Source organism: Vibrio tetraodonis (assembly GCF_003350295.1).
GTDB classification, from domain to species: domain Bacteria; phylum Pseudomonadota; class Gammaproteobacteria; order Enterobacterales; family Vibrionaceae; genus Vibrio; species Vibrio tetraodonis.
The window spans coordinates 161,843-184,247 of record NZ_QLYY01000007.1 but is presented as its reverse complement, the minus strand read 5'-3'; the positions used below and the strand labels follow the sequence as shown (position 1 = coordinate 184,247).

General features: G+C 43.5%; 20 protein-coding genes and 1 other RNA gene. 4 read left to right on the top strand and 17 right to left on the bottom strand.

Going from position 1 to position 22,405, the window contains the following annotated elements:
• Window positions 1-332 precede the first annotated feature (332 nt).
• From lpxC to rsmI, 16 genes are all read right to left on the bottom strand, one after another.
• Complete coding sequence (lpxC, locus tag DPF90_RS04555) at window positions 333-1,250, bottom strand: UDP-3-O-acyl-N-acetylglucosamine deacetylase (RefSeq protein WP_114785129.1); 918 nt, start codon at window positions 1,248-1,250, stop codon at window positions 333-335.
• A gap of 150 nt (window positions 1,251-1,400) precedes the next feature.
• The gene (gene ftsZ / locus DPF90_RS04550; protein WP_114785127.1) at window positions 1,401-2,636 is read right to left on the bottom strand and encodes a cell division protein FtsZ; all 1,236 of its coding nucleotides are present in this window, start codon (window positions 2,634-2,636) and stop codon (window positions 1,401-1,403) included.
• 29 nt (window positions 2,637-2,665) lie between these two features.
• The gene (gene ftsA, locus DPF90_RS04545; protein WP_114785125.1) at window positions 2,666-3,928 is read right to left on the bottom strand and encodes a cell division protein FtsA; all 1,263 of its coding nucleotides are present in this window, start codon (window positions 3,926-3,928) and stop codon (window positions 2,666-2,668) included.
• Complete coding sequence (locus tag DPF90_RS04540) at window positions 3,912-4,721, bottom strand: cell division protein FtsQ/DivIB (RefSeq protein ID WP_114785122.1); 810 nt, start codon at window positions 4,719-4,721, stop codon at window positions 3,912-3,914. Before DPF90_RS04540 ends, ftsA begins: the two co-directional genes overlap by 17 nt.
• Window positions 4,722-4,879: 158 nt before the next feature.
• A complete protein-coding gene (gene murC / locus DPF90_RS04535) occupies window positions 4,880-6,343 on the bottom strand; it encodes a UDP-N-acetylmuramate--L-alanine ligase (protein WP_114785120.1) in 1,464 nt (487 codons plus the stop codon).
• An 11-nt stretch (window positions 6,344-6,354) separates the two neighbouring features.
• Window positions 6,355-7,416, bottom strand: a complete 1,062-nt coding sequence (murG, locus tag DPF90_RS04530) for an undecaprenyldiphospho-muramoylpentapeptide beta-N-acetylglucosaminyltransferase (RefSeq protein WP_114785258.1) — start codon at window positions 7,414-7,416, stop codon at window positions 6,355-6,357.
• The gene (gene ftsW, locus DPF90_RS04525; RefSeq protein ID WP_114785119.1) at window positions 7,403-8,602 is read right to left on the bottom strand and encodes a cell division protein FtsW; all 1,200 of its coding nucleotides are present in this window, start codon (window positions 8,600-8,602) and stop codon (window positions 7,403-7,405) included. The genes murG and ftsW overlap by 14 nt, the downstream gene beginning before the upstream one ends.
• A 14-nt stretch (window positions 8,603-8,616) precedes the next feature.
• A complete protein-coding gene (murD, locus tag DPF90_RS04520) occupies window positions 8,617-9,936 on the bottom strand; it encodes a UDP-N-acetylmuramoyl-L-alanine--D-glutamate ligase (RefSeq protein WP_420855716.1) in 1,320 nt (439 codons plus the stop codon).
• A gap of 17 nt (window positions 9,937-9,953) precedes the next feature.
• Entirely contained in the window at window positions 9,954-11,036 is a 1,083-nt protein-coding gene (gene mraY, locus DPF90_RS04515) for a phospho-N-acetylmuramoyl-pentapeptide-transferase (RefSeq protein WP_114785116.1), read from the bottom strand.
• Window positions 11,033-12,391, bottom strand: a complete 1,359-nt coding sequence (locus DPF90_RS04510) for a UDP-N-acetylmuramoyl-tripeptide--D-alanyl-D-alanine ligase (RefSeq protein ID WP_114785114.1) — start codon at window positions 12,389-12,391, stop codon at window positions 11,033-11,035. The genes mraY and DPF90_RS04510 overlap by 4 nt, the downstream gene beginning before the upstream one ends.
• Window positions 12,388-13,872 (bottom strand): UDP-N-acetylmuramoyl-L-alanyl-D-glutamate--2,6-diaminopimelate ligase, encoded by a 1,485-nt coding sequence (gene murE / locus DPF90_RS04505; protein ID WP_114785112.1) that lies wholly within the window; start codon window positions 13,870-13,872, stop codon window positions 12,388-12,390. The genes DPF90_RS04510 and murE overlap by 4 nt, the downstream gene beginning before the upstream one ends.
• A gap of 9 nt (window positions 13,873-13,881) precedes the next feature.
• The gene (locus DPF90_RS04500; protein WP_114785110.1) at window positions 13,882-15,642 is read right to left on the bottom strand and encodes a penicillin-binding transpeptidase domain-containing protein; all 1,761 of its coding nucleotides are present in this window, start codon (window positions 15,640-15,642) and stop codon (window positions 13,882-13,884) included.
• The gene (ftsL, locus tag DPF90_RS04495; RefSeq protein WP_114785109.1) at window positions 15,639-15,956 is read right to left on the bottom strand and encodes a cell division protein FtsL; all 318 of its coding nucleotides are present in this window, start codon (window positions 15,954-15,956) and stop codon (window positions 15,639-15,641) included. Before ftsL ends, DPF90_RS04500 begins: the two co-directional genes overlap by 4 nt.
• A gap of 6 nt (window positions 15,957-15,962) precedes the next feature.
• On the bottom strand, window positions 15,963-16,913 hold the full coding sequence (gene rsmH / locus DPF90_RS04490) for a 16S rRNA (cytosine(1402)-N(4))-methyltransferase RsmH (protein WP_114785107.1): 951 nt from the start codon (window positions 16,911-16,913) through the stop codon (window positions 15,963-15,965).
• Window positions 16,914-17,098: 185 nt separating this feature from the next.
• Window positions 17,099-17,493, bottom strand: an RNA gene (gene rnpB, locus DPF90_RS04485) — RNase P RNA component class A.
• A gap of 120 nt (window positions 17,494-17,613) precedes the next feature.
• On the bottom strand, window positions 17,614-18,477 hold the full coding sequence (gene rsmI / locus DPF90_RS04480) for a 16S rRNA (cytidine(1402)-2'-O)-methyltransferase (protein WP_114785105.1): 864 nt from the start codon (window positions 18,475-18,477) through the stop codon (window positions 17,614-17,616).
• A gap of 62 nt (window positions 18,478-18,539) precedes the next feature.
• Between rsmI and DPF90_RS04475 the strand changes: the two genes are divergently transcribed.
• From DPF90_RS04475 to DPF90_RS04460, 4 genes are read left to right on the top strand one after another with little or no spacing between them, the layout of a single operon-like run.
• Window positions 18,540-20,354 (top strand): penicillin-binding protein activator, encoded by a 1,815-nt coding sequence (locus DPF90_RS04475; RefSeq protein ID WP_114785103.1) that lies wholly within the window; start codon window positions 18,540-18,542, stop codon window positions 20,352-20,354.
• On the top strand, window positions 20,338-20,706 hold the full coding sequence (locus tag DPF90_RS04470) for a YraN family protein (protein WP_114785101.1): 369 nt from the start codon (window positions 20,338-20,340) through the stop codon (window positions 20,704-20,706). Before DPF90_RS04475 ends, DPF90_RS04470 begins: the two co-directional genes overlap by 17 nt.
• 3 nt (window positions 20,707-20,709) lie before the next feature.
• Window positions 20,710-21,300, top strand: a complete 591-nt coding sequence (locus DPF90_RS04465) for a phosphoheptose isomerase (protein ID WP_114785099.1) — start codon at window positions 20,710-20,712, stop codon at window positions 21,298-21,300.
• A 3-nt stretch (window positions 21,301-21,303) separates the two neighbouring features.
• Window positions 21,304-21,873 (top strand): BON domain-containing protein, encoded by a 570-nt coding sequence (locus DPF90_RS04460; RefSeq protein WP_114785097.1) that lies wholly within the window; start codon window positions 21,304-21,306, stop codon window positions 21,871-21,873.
• A gap of 28 nt (window positions 21,874-21,901) precedes the next feature.
• Here DPF90_RS04460 and sspB read toward each other — a convergent pair whose 3' ends face one another.
• Entirely contained in the window at window positions 21,902-22,396 is a 495-nt protein-coding gene (sspB, locus tag DPF90_RS04455; protein ID WP_114785096.1) for a ClpXP protease specificity-enhancing factor, read from the bottom strand.
• Between the last annotated feature and the right edge of the window lie 9 nt (window positions 22,397-22,405).

The following is a 22,405-nucleotide window of genomic DNA, read 5'->3' as shown; positions in this document are numbered from 1 at the left end:
ATGCATCTCTCTTTACTTAGATCGGGCCCGATCTACATTCTATGCCTTCAGTCTCTAACAGTTCTAAACTAAGAATACTGAGATAAATCACGTTATTCAGATATTGCGATGAGAACACGGGATTTCAAGGCGTAAGTGGCGCTTAGTTTAAGGAATTTTACCGTCAAGGACCAATAACAAGGTGATTTGTTTGAAGCATTCTTTATTTTCAGTGATTATATGGCGGATGTTTGGCCGCTTTAAGAGCCAGCTTACTTCAATAAGGCAGCATTTTGCCGCTACTATAAACAAAAAAACCAGGCAGCTTGCCTGGTTTTCAAACACAAGAATTTTTACACAATTAATGCGTTAACGCTTGCAAAAGCAACAGGAGATGTTGCTTCTTCTTCAAACGTTACCCACTCCCAAGCTTCTTGATCAGCAAGCACAGAGCGCAACAGTTGGTTATTCAATCCATGGCCAGATTTGAATGCACGGAATTCACCAATAATTGGATGTCCACACATGTATAAATCACCGATAGCATCAAGCACCTTGTGAGTAACAAACTCATTTTCAAAACGCAGGCCTTCTTCGTTTAGAATGCGATACTCATCCAGCACGATTGCACAATCGAAACTACCACCAAGACACAAATTTTGTGACTGCAAGTATTCTATATCACGCATGAAGCCAAAAGTTCGGGCTCTAGAGATATCTTTAACAAAACCTTGTGATGAAAAGTCGAACAAAAGGTGCTGCTCATCAGATTCTATTGCTGGGTGGTTGAATTCAATTTCGAAGTCCATACGGAAACCGTTGTAAGGTACGACTTCTGCCCACTTATCACCATCTTCAAAACGCACTGGTTTTTTAATACGAATAAAACGCTTCGCTACGTTTTGCTCTTCAATGCCCGCTTGTTGAAGCAGAAATACGAACGGACTTGCGCTGCCATCCATAATCGGAATTTCAGGAGCGTCGACCTCAACAATAATGTTATCGATCCCCATCCCCGCAAGCGCTGCATTTAAGTGTTCAACGGTTGAAATGCGCACACCTTCATCATTGACTAATGCTGTACAAAGCATAGTGTCACGAACAGATTGAGCATCGACAGGGAAATCAACAGGTGGATTCACGTCCGTTCGACGGTAAATAACGCCAGTGTTTGCAGCCGCTGGGCGAAGAGTTAATGTGACTTTACGACCGGAGTGTAAGCCCACACCAGTTGTTTTCACCATTTCTTTCAGAGTACGTTGTCTGATCATCTGCTTGCCTCAGTACAAATTGCTACAAAACTCGGTTGATAAACAATATCAGCCGCGAATCGTACCATAATTTTGAACAGTGTCAAATTAGGTTTAGTTCATAATTTTGAACACTGTCAAATTATAATTTTGAACAGTGTCTAATTACGTTTAGTCAGCCTGACGACGAAGGAATGCTGGAATGTCCAGATATCCGGTGTCCTTGTCGGCTTTTGGTGCAGCACTTTGTTGGCCAGCACCTGTGCTTGAAGGAGCAGAACTTGTCGGCTGAGGAGGTACCTGAGGTTTCTCCTGCAAACTTGATGCCGCTTTTTCTTCTACTTTATTTACAGCAGGCTGTTGAGCTGGCGTAACTGGTTGAGCTTGTTGCTGAGCAACAGGGGACACTTTTGCCTTCCCTCCCGCTACCAATGTGATATCAGGCTTTTTTTCTGTGCCTATACCAGTAGCAACAACAGTGACACGAATTTCATCGGCCATATCAGGATCTAACGAAGTACCAATAACAACTGTAGCATTATCTGACGCAAATGCCTTAACTGTGTTACCAACCGTTTCAAACTCATCCAGACGCATATCAAGACCTGCTGTAATATTCACTAGAACACCACGAGCACCAGCGAGATCTATATCTTCTAAAAGCGGGCTTGAGATTGCCATCTCAGCAGCTTCCTCAGCACGATCTTCACCTTTAGCCACGCCACTTCCCATCATTGCATGACCCATTTCCGACATCACAGTGCGAACATCCGCAAAGTCGACGTTTATCATGCCCGGACGAGTAATAAGCTCTGCGATACCTTGTACTGCATTCTTAAGTACGTCATTCGCACTGGCAAAAGCTTCTAGTAAAGTAATACCACGCCCTAACACTTTAAGCAGTTTCTCATTTGGAATCGTTATCAGACTATCGACTTGCTTCGATAGTTCTTCAATTCCCTGTTCTGCAAAAGCTAAGCGCTTCTTGCCTTCGAAGCTAAATGGCTTAGTCACGACAGCTACCGTCAGAATTCCCAGCTCTTTTGCAACTTCTGCAATCACTGGAGCAGCACCTGTTCCTGTTCCACCACCCATACCAGCTGCGATAAATACCATATCGGCACCTTCGAGCTCTTCTTTAATTCTATCGCGATCTTCGAGAGCTGCATCACGCCCAACCTGAGGGTTTGCACCCGCTCCAAGACCTTTTGTAATATCACCACCAATTTGGATAACGCTATTCACGCTCGTTTTACGAAGCGCTTGCGCATCGGTATTAATGCTAATGAATTCCACGCCTTCGATGGACTCACGTACCATGTGCTCAACGGCATTACCGCCGCCGCCACCAACTCCAACGACCTTAATGACAGCGTCATCAGACATTTCCATCATCGGTTCAAACATGTGTTATCTCCGTTTATCCTGCACTCAGGTTAAAATTCTTTTTGTATCCAATTACGCAAACGACCAAATAATGTCGTTACAGACTGACGCTTCGGCTCAGTATACTCTGTATCATCATTAATTTGGCTATCTCTTGCATAATGAAGTAAACCCACTGCCGTTGAATGATACGGCTCTTTTACATAATCTGTTAAGCCACTCACTTGAAGAGGCTTTCCAACTCTTACTTGATTGCGGAATACACGTTCAGCACATTCAACTAATCCCTCAATCTGCGCAGCTCCACCCGTCAAAACTACGCCTGCTGCAAGATGATGTTTTATCCCATCTTCTCGCAGTTTTTCCTGAATCGTGTCTATTGTTTGATTGACCAAGCCCATCAATTCAGTATAACGAGGCTCAACGACCTCAGACAAAGTCTGTCTCTGTAAACTACGTGAAGGTCGCCCTCCAACACTAGGAACATTAACGGTATCATCTTTACTTACCAGTTCACTGAGGGCACAACCGTACTTTACTTTTATCTCTTCAGCATCGCTGACTGGTGTACCAAATGCAAAGGCAATGTCACTCGTAACCGCATTGCCAGCATAGGAAAATACCTCAGTATGCCTCAGTGCTCCGCCAGTCCATATAGAAACATCCATGGTGCCAGCACCAATATCAACAACACAAACACCAAGTTCTCGTTCATCTTCAGTTATCACTGCAGTACTCGCAGCCAAACCGGAATAAACTAAGTGTTCAACTCTTAATCCACAGCGCTCGACAGCTTTGATGATATTCCTCGCCATGTCATTATGACATGAGATCAAATGAACGCTGACTTCCATTCTTACTCCTGATAACCCTAGCGGATTTTTTATCCCCTCTTGGTAATCAATAGTAAATTCTTGAGGAATTACATGAAGAATGCGCTGTTCGTCACCTATTTTGATAGATTTAGCAGTATGAATCGCTCGATCCATATCTTCTTGAGAAACCTCTTCATCAGAAATGGTTCCCATACCCTTTTCTATTCGGCTGGCAATATGTCGGCCCGATATCGAGATAAACACATTACTGATTTGACATTCAGCCATGAGCTCGGCTTGGTCAACAGCACGTTGGACAGACTTGACAACAGACTCCAGATCATTAACCCCGCCTTTATCCATCCCACGAGACGGGCTGCTGCCTGCTCCAATGATATTTATCTGACCATCAGGCAATACTTCTCCAACCAGAGCTGATACGGTTGCAGTGCCTATATCAAGACCAACAATAATGTTGTCATCAGCGGTCTTTGTCATCTGAGCTCTCTTGTTCTATCTCTTGTCCGGGAAACCAACCTACGGAAGCTCCCGTATCATACCTGAGGTCAATATAGCTGACTCTCTGTGAATCGCTACCTAAGTTTTTGTATAATGAAAGGAATCTTTCAACCCTCTCATGCAAATATTCTTTACCTAACTCAAGCCTAATACCATTATCCAGAATTATCTGCCAAGCTCGGCGATCGTTGAGCAATAAAGACGAAATATTGAGGTTTAACGCCGCAAATTTGGGACTTACTTCTCGCCACACTTCTAATACTTCTTTACTACTGTCCAAAGGACCATATAGCCTGACACGATCACCAGTTAATTTATCAATATCACCATTGAAAACATTACCCTGCCGATTAAGAAGCTCAGTCCCATTCCAAATAGCCACCGCAGCATACTCGGTTAAGAACACTTTAATCGTATCTGGCCACTGCTTTCTTATTGAAGCATGCGCAACCCACGGAATATCTTCCACCGTTTCTTGCAAAACTTTGACATCTTGTGACATAAAAGTCCCCACATGCGGCAAAGTTGCAATGGCGCGTTGCACGTCTCGGGATGATACGTATTTAAGGTCCCCTTCCAATATAATATTCGACAAAGGCAGACGCTTTTCATCCCACATCCAAGATACCGTAGAGTATAGAATCGAGCTAATCGACAGCACCACAAGTAACAAAAACAACCCACCGAGGCTATGTTTTTTTGCTAGTGGATGCTTGGTTAAATGACGTCTTTGTGTGCTCGTACTCTCAACCAAGGCAATTGCCTCCGTCATTCAATCCTAACCCTATCAATTACCTGTGTGTCATAAGAAGGTAAAGTACTGACTTTACCTTCGAATTATACTGGCGTCATCTAAAGTATCAAACACAGAAATTGAGAAATAACACTTTAATTCTATCATTTGTCTCAAATAATAGAATTTTCATTTTTTCAATCGCCAGCGGTCATTTTGCCTAAGTTTAATTCAAGTGCCGCAAGCTGCTTCGCCACTTTGCCAATATCACCAGCTCCTTGAGTTAACACTAAGTCACCATCTTGCAAAACATTCGCTAAAACTGAAGGTAAGACACTGATATCAGGAATAAAAATAGGATCCAGCCTTCCTCTACTGCGAATGGTGCGGCATAATGAACGGCCATCAGCGCCCGATATAAGCTTTTCACCTGCGGAGTAGACATCCAACATAATCAGCACATCAACTTGTTCAAGGACATTAGCAAAGTCGTCGTATAAATCTCGTGTTCGGCTGTAACGATGAGGCTGGAATACCATGACCAAACGCTTATCCTGCCAACCATTACGAGCCGCTTGGATAGTGACATCAACTTCCGTAGGATGATGACCATAATCATCAACTAGCATAACAAGGCCATTACCCGTTTCAAATTCGCCTAAATGTTCAAATCGTCGGCCAGTACCTTGGGTTGAGGCCATTGCGCGCAAAATAGCATCATCCTGAATGTCGTCTTCAGTGGCCACGGCGATTGCCGCCGCTGCATTGAGAGCGTTATGTCGACCAGGAATGTTTAGGGTTATCTCCAAATCTGCACAACCATTTCGAACTACTGTGAATTTACCTTGCTGACCATGCTGATGGTAATTTTCAATACGAACATCGGATTGTTCGTCGAAACCATAAGTAATGACTTGTCTGCTAATTTTCGGGATGAGTTCAGCTACCACAGGATCATCGATACAGACAATTGCCTGTCCATAAAAAGGCAAATTGTGTAAAAAATCAATAAAGGTTTGCTTAAGCGTTTCAAAGTCACCACCATAAGTATCCATATGATCTGACTCAATATTGGTGACGATACTCACCATGGGCTGTAAGTGGAGAAATGAAGCATCACTTTCATCTGCTTCTGCAATTAAGATACGACTTGAACCCAAGCGCGCATTAGTACCCGCGCTTTTAACCAAACCACCATTAACAAAGGTTGGGTCCAAACCAGCCTCAGAATATATCTGAGTCACTAAAGCTGTTGTTGTCGTTTTACCATGCGTTCCTGCCACTGCGATACCATGACGAAAACGCATCAACTCTGCAAGCATTTCAGCTCGGCGCACGACCGGGATTCGAACTGCTCTAGCGGCTTTAATTTCAGGATTATCCTCGCTGACAGCCGTCGATACAACCACAACACTAGCCTTTTGAACATTAGACTCATTGTGACCAATAAAGATTCTTGCTCCTTTCTGAGCTAAACGCTCGGTCACTTGATTATTCGCAAGATCCGAACCAGATATCTGGTACCCCTCGTTGAGCAATACCTCAGCGATACCGCTCATTCCAGCACCACCTATACCAATAAAGTGAATACACTTTACACGCCGCATTTCTGGCACCATGGATCGAATTTGGGCTAAATTTTGAGTATGTAAAACAGTCATGGAATTTCTCGTTAATTTGTCAGTGCAATGATGGCATCAGCCACTTTATCATCTGCATCTAACCTTGCTACCGAACGCGCACTGTTTGCCATTTCAATCAGTTTATGGCGATCGAGTTGTTGTATTTGTTGAGCGAGTTTATCTACTGTAAGCTCAGGTTGCTCTATCATTTTTGCAGCCCCGCATTCTACTAAATGATCAGCATTCAAAGCTTGCTGTCTATCTTTATGCATAAAGGGAATAAAAATAGCCCCCAGACCTGCTGCTGCAACTTCTGATACCGTTAATGCACCAGAACGACAAATAAGTATATCAGCCCAAGCATACGCTTCAGCAACATCTTCAATAAACTCGACTATCTGCGCAGACTCAACTTGAAGACTATGGTACTTAGACTCAACCTCAGCCTTGTTATTTTTTCCTGCTTGATGGCGAATCTCATATCCGACACCTAATTTTGCCATGACTTCAGGCATAGTGCGATTAAGAATTTGTGCTCCTTGACTTCCGCCCATGACTAAAATACGAATATTATCGGTACGCCCACCCATTCGTTGAGAAGGGTCCCTAATAGCAACAACGTCCTCACGAACTGGGTTGCCCACAACTTCAGCATCAGGGAAAGCGCCAGGAAAAGCTTGGAAAACCTTAGCTGCAATCCATGATAGCCAACGATTGGTTAATCCAGCAACGGCATTTTGTTCATGCAAAACAACAGGAATACCCTGAATTCTTGCGGCTACTCCTCCAGGGCCACTAACATAGCCCCCCATGCCCAATACCACATCTGGCTGCCAAGCTTTGATATGCTTTCTTGCTTGAAGAACGGCATTAACTATCTGAAAAGGCGCTTGAATCAATTTCAATAGACCTTGCCCACGTAAGCCTTTAACCTTAATAAAATCGATTTCTATACCATGTTTGGGAACCAGTTCTGCTTCCATTCTATCGGCAGTACCAAGCCAGCGAATATCCCAACCTTGTTGCTGAAGCTTTTTAGCAACAGCTAAACCAGGAAAGACATGTCCACCAGTTCCTCCAGCCATTACCATCAAACGTTTATTTTTTTTCATCATCTGCTATCTTTTTAGGTCTTGGGGCCATCGAACTAATACGACATTCAAAATCAACTCTTAATAATATGGCCACCGCAACTGTCATAATAATTAAACTCGATCCGCCATAACTAATCAAAGGTAAAGTTAACCCTTTTGTAGGAACCATACCCGCTGCGGCTCCTACATTGACCAAGGTTTGAAACGCAAACCAAATTCCGATGCCAAATGCTAAATAACCACCAAAAAGCACATTATTTTCAAACGCTTTACGCCCTATTAAAATCGCTTTGATGACTAAACTAAAAATCAACATAAGAACTAAAACAACACCTACAAAGCCTAATTCTTCTGCAAGTACAGCAAAAACAAAATCAGTGTGAGCTTCCGGCAAATATTCCAGTTTTTGAATTGAGTTGCCTAACCCTTGCCCTAACCACTCTCCTCGACCAAATGCCATTAAAGATTGTGTCAACTGATAGCCACTGCCAAACGGATCTTCCCATGGGTCAAGAAAAGAGGTCACTCGCCTTACTCGATAAGGCTCTAACAATATGAGAGCAACCACAGAAAAAATACCGACTGCCATGAGTGCTAAAAATTGACTTAATTTAGCTCCGGCAATAAATAGCATGCCAAACAAAGTAACCAGCATGACAATAACTGTTCCTAAATCAGGCTGAAGTAAAAGCAAACTAGCTAGAGTACCAAAAATGATAATCGGCTTGATGAATCCACCAAAAAAACTTGAACGAACTTCTTGGTGTTTACGAACAAGATAGCCTGACATAAAGATAAATAATGACAATTTTGCAAGCTCTGCAGGCTGCAAATTGAACAGCCCAAAGGGTATCCAGCGAGAAGCTCCATTGACTGACTTACCCGCCACCAAAACAACGATAAGAAGAAAAACCGATAAACCTAATAACAAAGAGCCATATTGGGACCATTTACTCAAGGGAACCTGAAGTACTATGCTAGCGGTTACTAACGCAAGCAAAAGAAATACAGCATGACGAAACATAAAGTGAAATGGCTGGTCTGTAAGACGCGTGCTAATTGGAAATGAAGCAGAAGTCACCATCACTAATCCTGTCAACATTAAGCCTAAAGCTATCCAAACCAGTTGGCGATCATACAATGCTTCAGGAGAAGAGGTGGTGACCCAATGTCTAGTTCTTGCTAATAAATATTTTAGTTGCATATGCGGTAGCTTAGTTATGCTAATTGCTTGACTAGCGCCGTAAAGGTTTCGCCGCGAACCATAAAATTTTCAAACTGGTCAAAGCTAGCACAGGCAGGGGATAGCATAACCATATCTCCACGTTGCGCTCTACAACTCACCCACTTAATAATATCCGCTAGTGTTTCAAAATACTTTGAATCATGTGTGAGTGACATAAAGCGTCGACCATCTTGGCCAAAACAACATAGCTGAACATCCAAGGGGTTAAGGGCAGACTCAAGCTCTGAAAAGTCAGCGCCCTTACCATCACCTCCAACGAGTAAATAAAGTTTCCCAGGAAGAGATAAACCGGATAAAGCCGCTAAAGTGCTTGCAACATTGGTTGCCTTGGAGTCATTTACCCATTTTACGCCTTGCTTATTAGCTATAAGCTGACACCTGTGAGTAAGCCCAGTATAAGCTTTTAATGCATCCAAACCCTTAGCGACATCTACACCAGCTTCCTTTAGTAACGCCAGAACAACGAGAGCATTGGCCATATTGTGTCGACCCACTAAGTTAAGCTCGTCGGCAGCTAATATTGCTGAATCTCGATGACATAAAAACTCTCGCCCATCTACTGATTTGACATGATACTCGGTTTGCCTCTGCAAACTAAACTCGATCAGACGCTTGTCTTGCTGCTCAGGATAGCTTGCTGGATCGTCAGCATTCACCACACATGCTTGAGCATGTGCAAAAATACGTAGTTTAGCTTGGCGGTATGCCTCCATATCGGAATATCGGTCCATATGATCTTCCGAAAGGTTTAAGAAAGCACCGGCGACCAAAGAAAGGCTCGAAGTTGTTTCTAATTGGAAGCTAGACAATTCTAAAATATACAGGTCAGCATCTTGGTCAAGTAAATCCAATGCAGGTACACCTATATTTCCACCAATAGCCGCCTTAAGGCCTGATGCGTTTGCCACAGAACCAGCAAGATCAGTAACAGTGCTCTTACCATTTGACCCAGTAATAGCAATCACGGGTTTATCCACTTGCCAAGCAAAAAGCTCAATGTCTCCAATGACAGGAATTCCCATACTGATCGCTTGTTGCAGTTGAGGAGTTGATAGAGCAATTCCGGGATTAACAACTATTAGATCTACATCTATCAACCAATTTTGGGGCCAACCACCACAAACTAATTCCACATTTTTCGGCAAAGATTCAGAACCTGGTGGCTGCTCGCGAGTATCGATCACCTTGATCGTCAGACTTTTAGGCAGGCTTAACAAATGTCTTACTACCGAAGCCCCTGTCAAACCAAGGCCAACAACGACAACACTCTCAATATTTTGCCAAGGTTTCAAAATCAAACTCAACTTCCTTAACGTACTTTCAGTGTTGCTAGACCAACCAGCACAAGCACAATCGACATAATCCAAAAACGTACGATTACACGAGGTTCTGGCCAGCCTTTCAGCTCATAGTGATGGTGAATTGGCGCCATACGAAAAATGCGTTGACCTCTAAGTTTATATGAACCGACTTGGAGGATTACAGAGAGCGTTTCCATAACAAACACCCCGCCCATAATAACTAGGACAAACTCTTGGCGCACCAATACTGCAATAGTTCCTAGAGCACCACCAAGAGCAAGCGAGCCAACGTCTCCCATAAAAACTTGTGCTGGGTAGGTATTGAACCACAAAAACCCCAACCCTGCGCCGACCATAGCAGTACATACTACAACCAATTCCGAAGCCTGAGGAACATAGGGAATATGGAGATAATTAGCAAAATTCACGTTACCGGTTGCCCATGCAATCGCAGCAAAACCTGCAGAGACAAGCACAGTTGGCAGGATCGCCAATCCATCAAGACCATCCGTTAAGTTAACCGCGTTACTGGTTCCAACAATAACAAAGTAACTCAGAACGATATAGAAGAGCCCAAGCTGAGGCATAACATCTTTGAAAAATGGCACCACAAGCTGAGTAGCGGTTGTCTCTTTTCCATAGGCATACAATGCAAAGGAAACCACCAAAGCGATAGCGGATTGCCAGAAGTATTTCCAACGAGCAATGAGACCATCCGTATCTTTGTTAACAACTTTACGGTAGTCATCGACAAAACCAACAGTCCCATACCCAACCAATACAGCGAGTACAGCCCAAACGTAAGGGTTAGACAAATCAGCCCAAACAAGAACGGTTGTAATAATACTGGTTAAAATCATCAGCCCTCCCATAGTGGGAGTCCCGCGTTTACTGAAGTGAGACTCTGGGCCTTCATCACGAACGACTTGGCCAATTTGCAATGTTTGTAATCGCTTAATAAGACGAGGTCCCATCCACAAAGACAAACCAAGGGCTGTTAATACGCTAACAATGGCTCGAAAAGACAAATATTCAAATAAACGGAAAAATGAAAAGTATGGCTGTAGAAGCTCTGCAAGCCAAATGATCATGTATACATCTCCTTCACAGCAGCAACAATATGATTCATGCCTGCGCTATTCGCCCCTTTGACAAGTATTGTCTGGGAACCACTATGCTGAGCAATGTGCTGCTTTATAAACTCAATCATGCTGTCATGAGTATCAAAGTGCTTACCGTCACATACATTACTAATCGCTATGCTATCTGATCCGTAAGTAAGCACATATTCAAATTTAAATGGGGCCGCATGTTCACCGACTTGGCGATGAAGTGCAAGACTTTCCTCACCTAACTCAGCCATATTGCCTAAAATAAGCCATCGTACACCATTAAAGCTACCCAACAAATCTGCAGCCGCTTTCATAGCAGGTACACTGGCGTTATAACTATCGTCAATCAGTTTAATATTTTCGCTGAGTTCGATACTCTCTACTCGGCCTTTAACCATAGACAGAGCTTCCAATCCTGCAGCAATCATTTGTGTTGAGGCTCCCAACTCAATCGATAGCGCAGTGGCCGCTAAAGCATTGGCGACATTATGCTGGCCGATCATTCCCAGCGAAACATCAAAGCTGGTATCCGGCGTATCAATGGTAAAAGAAGCCATACCATTGATATCCATTGTTAGGTTACGTGCTTTATATTGCGCTCTGTTATCAGAGAGTGAGAAAGTCTTTACTGTTTTGTCAGATAAAACTCTGTCCCATAGCGACCCGCCATTACTATCCAAGTTTACGATAGCAACAGCGCCAGATTTCAACCCTTGGTAAATTTCACCCTTTGCTCTCTTAACCCCTTCCAATGAGCCAAACCCTTCCAAATGTGCTGCTGCTACATTATTGACAAGAGCAATATCAGGGCTGACAAGCTGAGTCGTGTAAGCAATCTCACCAATATGATTAGCCCCTAATTCAATGACAGCAAAATCATCTTCGGGCTGTGAACGCAACAAGGTCAGTGGCACTCCGATGTCATTATTAAAATTACCAGCGGTATATAGCACTCTCCCCTTTTGAGCCATAATGCTTGCTAACATTTCCTTAACAGTTGTCTTACCACAACTACCCGTGATTGCCACCGTAGGTGTCTGGCAGATCTGATGCACAACCTTACCTAATAAGCCAAGCGCGACTTTGGTATCTTTAACCAATAATTGAGGCACTTTTACATCAGCACAGCGACTAACGAGCAAAGCAGACGCGCCAGAGGAGACTGCTTGAGGAATAAAGTCATGAGCATCAAATCGCTCACCGATCAAAGCAATAAAAAGAGCATTCTCTTCAATGACTCTAGTATCTGTCGAGATACTCTTAACCACGACATCATCACCGATAAGCTCAGCATCGAGAACCTCGACCAATTGTGACAGAGTTAGAGAGATCATTGTGTTAGCTCCAAAAGTTGTAATGCCGATTCGCGATCTGAGTAATGTAGGGTTTTATCAGCTACGATCTGGTAATCTTCATGCCCTTTACCTGCTAACAAGATAATATCGTCTGCGCAACTGTGCCGCAGAGCATAAGCCAAAGCTTGATAGCGATCGTGTTCCACGGTTGCTTTTGTGGGAAATGTCATTCCAGCCAGCATATCTTTCACTATCTCTATGGGCAACTCACTTCGAGGATTATCGTCGGTTAAAATCACTTCATCTGCGAGCGATTCTGCTATGGCTGCCATCATGGGTCGTTTCCCTTTATCTCTATCTCCGCCGCAACCAAAAATCACCCAAAGCTTGCCATTACTGTGGCGCTTTAATGCCAGAAGGGCTTTTTCCAATGCGTCGGGAGTATGAGCGTAGTCGACAATAACTTTCGCTTTACTTTCTGCTTGAAATAATTCCATACGACCCAATACTGATTGTAATTGACCAGCACTACCCAGCAGTTCATTCTTTTCTATTCCTAAAGAACGCAAAGTAGCAAATGCAAGCAGTATGTTACTCGCATTAAACTCTCCAACGAGAGGCACGGTGAAGCAACCTTCGCCAAACTGACCAGAGAAGGTTAATTCAATCCCAGTTGATGCATATTTTATACTGGTAGCATATACGCCTTGACCAGATGCTATCGGCGACAGTGATACTGGAATACAAGATTTGATTTCCTTAGTCCATGAGGCGCCAATAGGATCATCGATATTGATAACAGCCTGAGCACAATCATGCTCAGTAAAAAGCGAACGTTTAGCTAACGCATATTGCTCCATGCTGCCATGGTAATCTAAGTGATCACGGCTTAGATTGGAGAAGATACCTACCGCGAACTGCTGTGCTTTAACCCGGCCTTGTACTAAGCCATGGGACGACACTTCCATAGCTGTATACTGAGCGCCTTGCTGCTCTAGTGCTGATAGAACATCCTGAATTTCTAATGCATGGCCAGTCGTATTGGCGGCTGGCTGCAAAGCATCAAGAAATCCATTCCCCGTAGTACCTAGAACCGCGCACTTTTTCCCCGAAAGATCTAGCCACTGGGCAATTAACTGAGTAATCGTCGTTTTACCATTGGTTCCTGTTACCGCAATCAAACGATTATGCTTTAACGGCATTAATCGGCTTGCAATATGCGACAGGTTCTGATTCAGGTTCGCAATGTAGATGATAGGTATATTTCCACGCCACTCAATTTTACCATGGCTGTCTAGCTCTTCAGTTTCAGCAATGACTGCGTTTGCACCTTGACGAATAGCCGAGTCAATAAAATCCCGACCATCAACCACATGACCTTTTACCGCCACAAAAGTGCACCCAGAACTTACCAGACGACTATCTAGTTCAAGCTTTCTAACAAGAAAATCTAAGCTATTTTCAGCCGAAATATCTAGCCAAGGTGCTAATAGCTCAGTAACAGTCATGGATTGGGTCATATCGTTTCTCTATTTACCTCTTTTGAATCGATTCTCGTCAGGGGCAACATTCAGAATTTGTAACGTGCCTTTAGTAATTTCAGAAAATACAGGGCCTGCGACCGACCCTCCGTAATAGTTGTCACCTTGAGGTTCATTCACAACTACAACAACAGCAATTCTTGGGTTACTCACAGGTGCGATCCCCGCGGTGTAAGCAAAATATTCATCCCCATAACCGCCAGCAATAGCCTTGCGTGATGTTCCCGTTTTAGCAGCTACACGATAGCCAGGGACCGCTGCTTTAGTGGCAGTACCGCCTGGTTGTGTTACCGTTTCGAGCATATCAAGTACGACATGCGCATTTTCTTCGTTAATCACCTGACGTGACAAATCTTGTTGATTACTTTCGATAATGTGAATCGGTTGGTATTTACCGTAATTACCTAAAGTTGCATAGGCATGCGCCAACTGCAGCGGAGTTATGGATAAACCATATCCAAATGCCAAAGTGGCGATTTCAAACTTTGACCAGCGGCGACGGTTAGGAAAAATGCCTTGCGTCTCGCCAACAAGATTCAGCCCAGACAGCTCACCAAAACCTATTGAACTGTACATACCCAATAAGGCTTCAAGAGGCATATCTAGCGCAAGCTTAGCAACTCCAACATTACTCGATTTTTTTAATATCGTAGCCAGGTCGGCTTTACCTACTTTCGACGTATCACGAACCTTTTGGCCACCAATCGGCATAACGCCATTGCCGGTATCAATAATTGTAGTTTTATCGGCTACTCCATTTTCGAGAGCCGCTAAAACCACAAAAGGTTTCACTGTAGAGCCTGGCTCAAACGCATCGGTAATAGCACGGTTACGCATTTTTGCCGATTGAAGATCGGAGCGATTATTGGGGTTGTATGACGGCGCGTTAACCATGGCTAACACAGCACCCGTTTTAACATCAAGGATAACAGCCGTTGCCGATGTCGCTCTATAATCGGCGACTGCCTGTTTAATAGAACGATAAGCGATGGCTTGAATTCTCTGGTCTATGGTTAAGTCTAAAGGCTTACCTTGCTCTCTTTCTTCAAGGGAAATATTCTCAACCACTCGGCCATATCTATCTTTACGGATGATCCGCTTTCCTGCTTCCCCTGTTAGCCATTTATCGTAACTGCGCTCAGCACCTTCCAAACCATGTCCGTCGATTCCTGTTACGCCTACAATATGGGCACTCACTTCGCCTGTGGGGTAATAGCGACGGGATTCAGCTTTTAGTCCAACGCCCGCAAGTTTTAACTCTCGGATATAGTTAGCCATCGCAGGACTAACTTGACGTTGGAGATAAATAAACCGGCGTGATTTACTACGGCGAATCTTTTCAATCATTTTCTGACGATCAAGGCCGAGCACGTCAGCCAGTGCATACCAACGATCTATATTGCTAAAGCCATCGCGCTTAAATATGGTCACAGGATCAGCCCATACAGCTTCAACGGGAACACTAACCGCAAGTGGTTCACCGCTGCGGTCAGAAATGATGCCACGGGCAGAGTGAATCGTTTTAGCTCGCACTGAGCGTAAGTCACCTTGCTGAATCAGATTATCTGGCTCAACAATTTGGATGTAGGCAATTCTTGTGATAAGTGCTGAGAATGCAACAAACATGGCCAGTAGCACTAAATAGAAACGCCAACGTATCAGGTTCGGCTGTTCAATATGCCCAGACTTTTTTCCCGATACTTTCTTGGATGTTTTCTTTACTGAGGAAGGCTCTCTATTTTTACTCATGGTAAGTCGATAACCACCTCTTTATCTGCATCTGGACGCTTCATCTGCAATTCGTCTTTTGCGATTTCTTGAACTCGGCTATGTTCTGCTAATGCCGTTTCTTCGATCAGTAAATTACGCCATTCATTGTCTAGACGTTCACGTTCCTGTAAAGCTAAATCCTTTTCTGTAATGGCTTGACGTGTATGATGTGTCGTGAACACAACCGCCATTGCGGATGCGAATATAAACACAAGGATCAACAAAGGTATTCGACCAATAGTAACAAGGTCCAATACGATGAGCTTAGCCAAATTAGGAACAGGTTTGTCCATGATTACCTATAGTTTTTCCGCAATTCGAAGCACAGAGCTGCGAGAGCGTGTATTGATATCAATTTCTTGTTTAGAGGGTTTAATCGCCTTGCCGACAGGCGTTAAATTTGCTTTACCAAGTGCACTGATTTGCTCCTCTGTCATTGGGATACCATGAGGCACTTCTGGTCCTTTGCTTTCTTTACGGATAAACCGCTTTACCATTCTATCTTCCAATGAGTGGAAGCTGATCACAGATAAACGCCCATGAGGGGCAAGAATACTGGCGGCCGACTTTAACGCGGTATCAATTTCTTCTAATTCACTATTTATGTATATTCTAAATGCTTGAAAAGCTCGCGTAGCTGGGTGTTTCTTTTCTTTGAAACTTTTAGGAGCAGCCTCTGAGATAAGCTTTGCTAACTGACTGGTTCTCGTCAAAGGTTCATTATCTTCATTTTCGCGATAGTTAACTATGGCTTTCGCAATACGACGAGCGTGTTTATCTTCACCAAACTCACGGATAACCCAAGTTATATCATCCAGACCAGCTTCTAGTAACCACTGAGACACTGGAATACCCGTGGTTGGGTCCATTCTCATATCGAGAGGACCATCTTTCATAAAACTAAAGCCGCGTTCTGCATCATCGAGTTGAGGGGACGAAACACCCAAATCAAGTAAGACACCATCCACTTTGCCAACTAAACCTCTTTGCTCCGCATAATCGGCCATCCCGGAGAAAGGACCGTGAATAATAGTAAACCTAGCATCCTGAATAGTCTTAGCCTCTTCAATGGCTTGAGGATCACGATCGATACTGAATAAACGCCCAGATTCTCCTAATTGACTTAATATCTGACGACTATGGCCGCCTCGACCAAAGGTTCCATCGATGTATATACCATCGGGCTTAATTGCCAAACCATCGATTGACTCGTGCAGTAGTACGGAAATGTGCTTAAATTCTTCGGTCATTGTATTTGTATCTCACTCTTGCACCAATGCGTTCAAACTAGCCAGTTTACTGATTTGGTCTAGGATCACCACCTATGCTAAATCGTACACGTGATATTGCGCTAAGTTTAGTGCTTACGGCAGTATGTTCGTCAATAAAAAGCAAAAAACCCATCACAACATGAGAGTTATGATGGGTTTCGAATAGGTGGAGCCGACATATAAGCCGGGTTCTGTTCCGCATACGCGGCGGTAGCCATTCGTCTAGGCCAGCAATCGCTCACTGGCTCAAGCAACCTACCCGCCTCCTTACGCGAGCAACGCAATATGGAAGCCTATTTGGTCTTGCTCCGGGTGGAGTTTACCCTGCAACGAACTGTTGCCAGTCGTCCGGTGCGCTCTTACCGCACCCTTTCACCCTTACCTGTACTCTAACGAGCCATCGGCGGTCTTCTCTCTGCTGCACTTGTCGTAGGCTTGCGCCCCCCAGGCGTTACCTGGCACCCTGCTCTATGGAGCCCGGACTTTCCTCCCCTTTATCAGTCTCCCCTACCACATGGATAAAGGACATCAATAAAGCAGCGACTACCCAGTCAACTCCGAGGCGGATTGTATAGACATTAACACTCAGTGTCTAGTGAGATCACAAATATGATGAAATCAAGAGAACGACCGGCGAAAAAACCATCTTAGATTGCCTAAGAGCATTTTATAAATCCTATTAGTTAAGGTGCTCAAGACCCCACTTATAAAGCGCATTTTTCTTTAAGTTATATATCTCAGCGGCCAAAGCCGCGGCTTTTTTAAGGGGTAACTCTTTATTTAAAATAGCCAGAGTTCGTGTTGCTTCTTCAGGCAATGAATCATCACTAACCGCTCGATATCCATGAATAAGCAATGCCATTTCCCCTCTTTGCTGGTTCTCATCAGATTTAACCCAATCAACCAGCTTAGCCAATGGTAATCCCTGAATGGTTTCAAAGGTTTTGGTCAATTCACGAGCGAGAACCACTTCACGTTCAGGCCCTAGGATTTCTAGCATATCGTGAAGGGAATCGAGTATTCTATGTGGTGATTCATAGAAAATACAGGTACGCTCAGCTTTAGCAATTTCAAGAAACTTATCTTTTCGTCCTTTGCTCTTAGCAGGTAAAAAGCCTTCAAAGCTAAAACGATCGGAAGGTAAACCAGATGCACTTAAAGCGGTGACAACCGCGCATGCACCAGGCAGCGGTACAACTTTAACGCCAGCCTGACGACACTTTGTCACCAAATGGTATCCTGGATCGCTAATTAATGGGGTACCAGCATCAGAAACCAGTGCAATAGAGTATCCAGATAACAGTTTCTCAACTAAAACTTGCGCTTTTTGCTGCTCATTATGATCATGCAAAGCAAAGGTTTTCGTCGAAATACCAAAGTGGGATAACAACTTGCCAGTATGGCGAGTATCTTCAGCAGCGATAAGATCAACATTGGTTAATGTATCAAGAGCCCGTTGAGTGATATCACCTAAATTGCCAATTGGCGTCGGGACAATGTAGAGAGTTGGAACCTCAGTTGGTAAGGTTTTTTTATCTGTCATTTGTTTACCATCACTTCAACGATTAATATAGACAAAATTTGTACGGAAATAGTTAATAACTCATGGCTATGAATAACCACAAGAGACGCAGTGTAACACGCATATTGACTCCTGTAGCCCTTGCTATCATTTTGACAGCTTGTTCTACGGCACCATCTAAGCAAACAAACGTTGATATCACCCTTTCTCCAAATCAATCAACGAGAACTTACCTTATGCGGGCTGACAGCAGTCAAGGCAATATTCAAAATGACTGGCTAATCATGGCACTGAAAGCTGCAATAAAATCCAATGATTACACTCAAAGTGATTTACTCATCCGTCGCTTAGCTAGACAAGATCTTTCTCACATGCAACAAGCAGAGTGGCAACTAGCACATACAGAATTATTAATTAAACAAGCTCAGTATGATGAAGCCTTGAATAACTTAAACTTCGATGCTTCGTGGAAGTTAGCAGACGTTCAATGGCAAACCTATCATCAAGTGAGAGCCCAATTATTCAACAGGCAGGCTAATTACTTTGAAGCCGCTAGGGAGCTGGTCGCCTCGGCTAAATACGCACAACTTTCACAACAAAAAGGTATCTCTCAAAGTATTTGGGACAATTTAAGTCAATATAACCAATATCAGATCACAGAGTTTACCGCTAACCGTGATGAAGAAGTTTTAGATGGTTGGTTGCAGTTATCTATCTACACAAAAACCTTATCTGCTAATCTTGCCCAGTTAAAGAATACCCTTGAAAAGTGGCTCGAAGAAAACCCTAATCACCCTGCCGCGCTATATACACCGTCAGGAATTATTGATCTTCTCAACCTAGAAGTAACTAAGCCTGTAAACACTGCTCTACTACTCCCATTATCAGGAAAATTTTCTAAACAGGCACAACTGATCCGTGACGGCTTCATTCTGGAGATGATGAACGACACTCAGCGTGATGAAAACGCCAGTCTGACTATTATTGACACCAACAACACTACAGTTGAGCAGCTAGAACAAACCCTGGTAGAGAAACGTATCGACTTCGTTGTAGGGCCACTAATAAAAAGCAATATAGACAAGCTCACCCAAGCACAGTCTAGTTTCTCACAACCTTTACCAACACTCGCACTCAACATTCCAGATAACTTGGAAAACGGGAATAATACTTGTTACCTTGCGCTTTCTCCTGAGCAAGAGGTTTCTCAGGCAGCAAAACATTTATATTCACAAGGTTATCGCTACCCACTGCTCTTGGCTCCTCAGGGAAGCTTAGGTACGCGCGTTGTCGAAGCCTTTGAGCAAGAGTGGAAAAAGCATAGCAATAATCACGTTGCGGTTAATTTGTTCGGAGATAAACGCCAACTTCAAAAAGACATCAACAAAGTATTTGGTTTGCAGGAAAGCCAGCAGCACATCGCACAAATGGAATTACTGCTTAATATCCCTCTCAAAACCCAGCCACGTAGTAGACGTGATATAGATGCTGTCTATATTGTTGCTGGGAATGCTGAACTGACCTTAATCAAACCTTTTATTGAAGTAGCAGTTAACCCGGACACTGCTCCACCTAAGCTATTTTCTAATTCACGCAGTAACAGCGGACGTCAACAGTATGAGGATTTGTCAGGTGTAATGTATAGCGATATACCATTGCTTGTTCAGCCTAATGAGTCACTTGAAGCGCAAATGGATCTACTTTGGCCCAAAGACTCAAATTCAGAAAAACGTTTACAAGCTCTTGGTATGGACGCTTATTTATTGATGGAGCAACTTCCACAAATGAAAGTAGTCGAAGGCTATACATTGCAAGGAAATACTGGACTGCTAAGTCTCAGCTCAGACTGCGTCGTACAACGTGAGATAAGCTGGGCTGAATATGGACAAGTGGAATAAACGACAAAGTGGTGAACATTATGAAGCTTTGGCTGAGCGGTTTCTGATTGGCAAAGGGCTAACGAGTATCGAAAAGAACTTCCATGTAAAGGGAGGTGAACTCGATCTAATCATGCAAGATGGCGCTAGCATAGTGTTTGTTGAAGTGCGCTATCGCTCAAGCCAATATTTTGGTCATGCTGCAGAAACCGTGAACCAGAGTAAAGTGCTCAAACTCATCAAAGCAGCCAATGTATGGTTGATGAAACAGGGTAAATCAGTTCATACTACTGACTTTCGATTTGATCTTATAGCCATTCACCAACACGGCCAACAAATCGAATGGATAAAAAACGCAATAACTCAAGGATAATCAATGCTAGACAGCATTAAAGACAGCTTTACAGAAAGTATTCAGATTCAAATTGCAGCGGCAGAGGCATTACCTGATGCCATCACTCACGCTGCACAAGCAATGGTTACTAGCTTACTCAATGGCAATAAAATATTATGTTGTGGCAATGGAGGATCTTCTTCCAATGCTCAACAGTTTGTATCATGCCTACTCAACCAATTTGAAACTGAGCGCCCTAGCTTGCCTGCCATGGCTCTAACAGCAGATAATACCACACTAACAGCCGTCGCTAACGACTACCACTACGAAGAAATTTTTTCAAAACAAGTCCGAGCATTTGGTCAGGCAGGTGATATTCTTCTGGCAATATCAACCAGTGGTAATAGCAAAAATATCATCAAGGCTATGGAAGCTGCCGTAACTCGCGATATGACTATCATTGCATTTACAGGTAAAGATGGCGGTGAAATGGCAGGTCTATTGGGTGATAATGATGTCGAAATTAGGATTCCATCTCACAGAACAGCTAGAATTCACGAAGTGCATATGGTGACACTTCACTGCTTGTGCGATCTTATCGATCAAGTTTTATTTCCGGCTCACGATGAATAACTCATGAAATATTTATGCACATTACTTATAAGCTGCGCTCTATTAGGCACTACAGGTTGTGCTGGTCTTTTTGTCGCTGGTGCGGCAACCACGGCCAACATAGTCACGGATACGCGTACCACACAAGAAATTTGGGATGACAACAATATCGAATTTGAGGTTGCTGGCATAGCGAATAAGGCACCTTTTGTGCATCAGGTAAGAATTTCAGCCAGCTCCTATGAAGGTACTGTTGTTTTAATAGGCCAAGCAAGTAACTCTGAACTTCTTGATAACTTCATTTCTAAAGCTCAAAAGATAAAAGGTGTAGAAAAAATCCACAATCAAGTTCGGATCAAAGCACCTCTATCTATTGGCCAAATTAGTCATGACAGCTGGATAACCACTAAAGTCAAATCAGCCTTGCTCACCAATGAAAAGCTTAATGGCGTCAAAGTGAAAGTGATTACAGAAGATAAAGAAGTCTTTTTACTTGGCTATCTGACACCAGAACAAGCGGATGTTGCTGTCGATGTTGCCCGAAACATTTCCGGCGTAAAGCAAGTAATCAAAGCATTTAAAACCAGCAACTAATAAAAAAGCAGCTCAGGCTGCTTTTTTATTACTTTACTACTCGAAGACTTGGGCGCCCTTTAGGCCTAGGCGGCTCATCATCAGGCGTCGGATCATCATCAGTAACCTCTGTTGCCAATGAAAGGCCAGAACTTTCAGCATCGTGTTCTTCTACAGATGAGAAATCATCATCAAGCCCCATCCGCTCCTCGTCGTAAGCATCCTCCGGTTCGAACATAGTCCCAGCGCCGTTTTCACGCGCATATATAGCCTGCACTGCATAAAGAGGTACAATTACGCTATGCGGGCGACCAGAAAAACGAGCATTAAAGGTGATAGCCTCATTACCTAACTCTAGATTACCTACCGCTCGAGGAGCAATATTCAAAATAATTTGTCCATCTTGAATAAATTCCTCTGGTACACGGACTCCTGGCAAGGTAGCAGCAACCACTAGATGAGGGGTTAATTCATTATCAACTAGCCAATCATAGAATGCTCTCAGCATATATGGCCGACGTGGCGTCATGTTTGCGATGTCCATTTTGCTCCC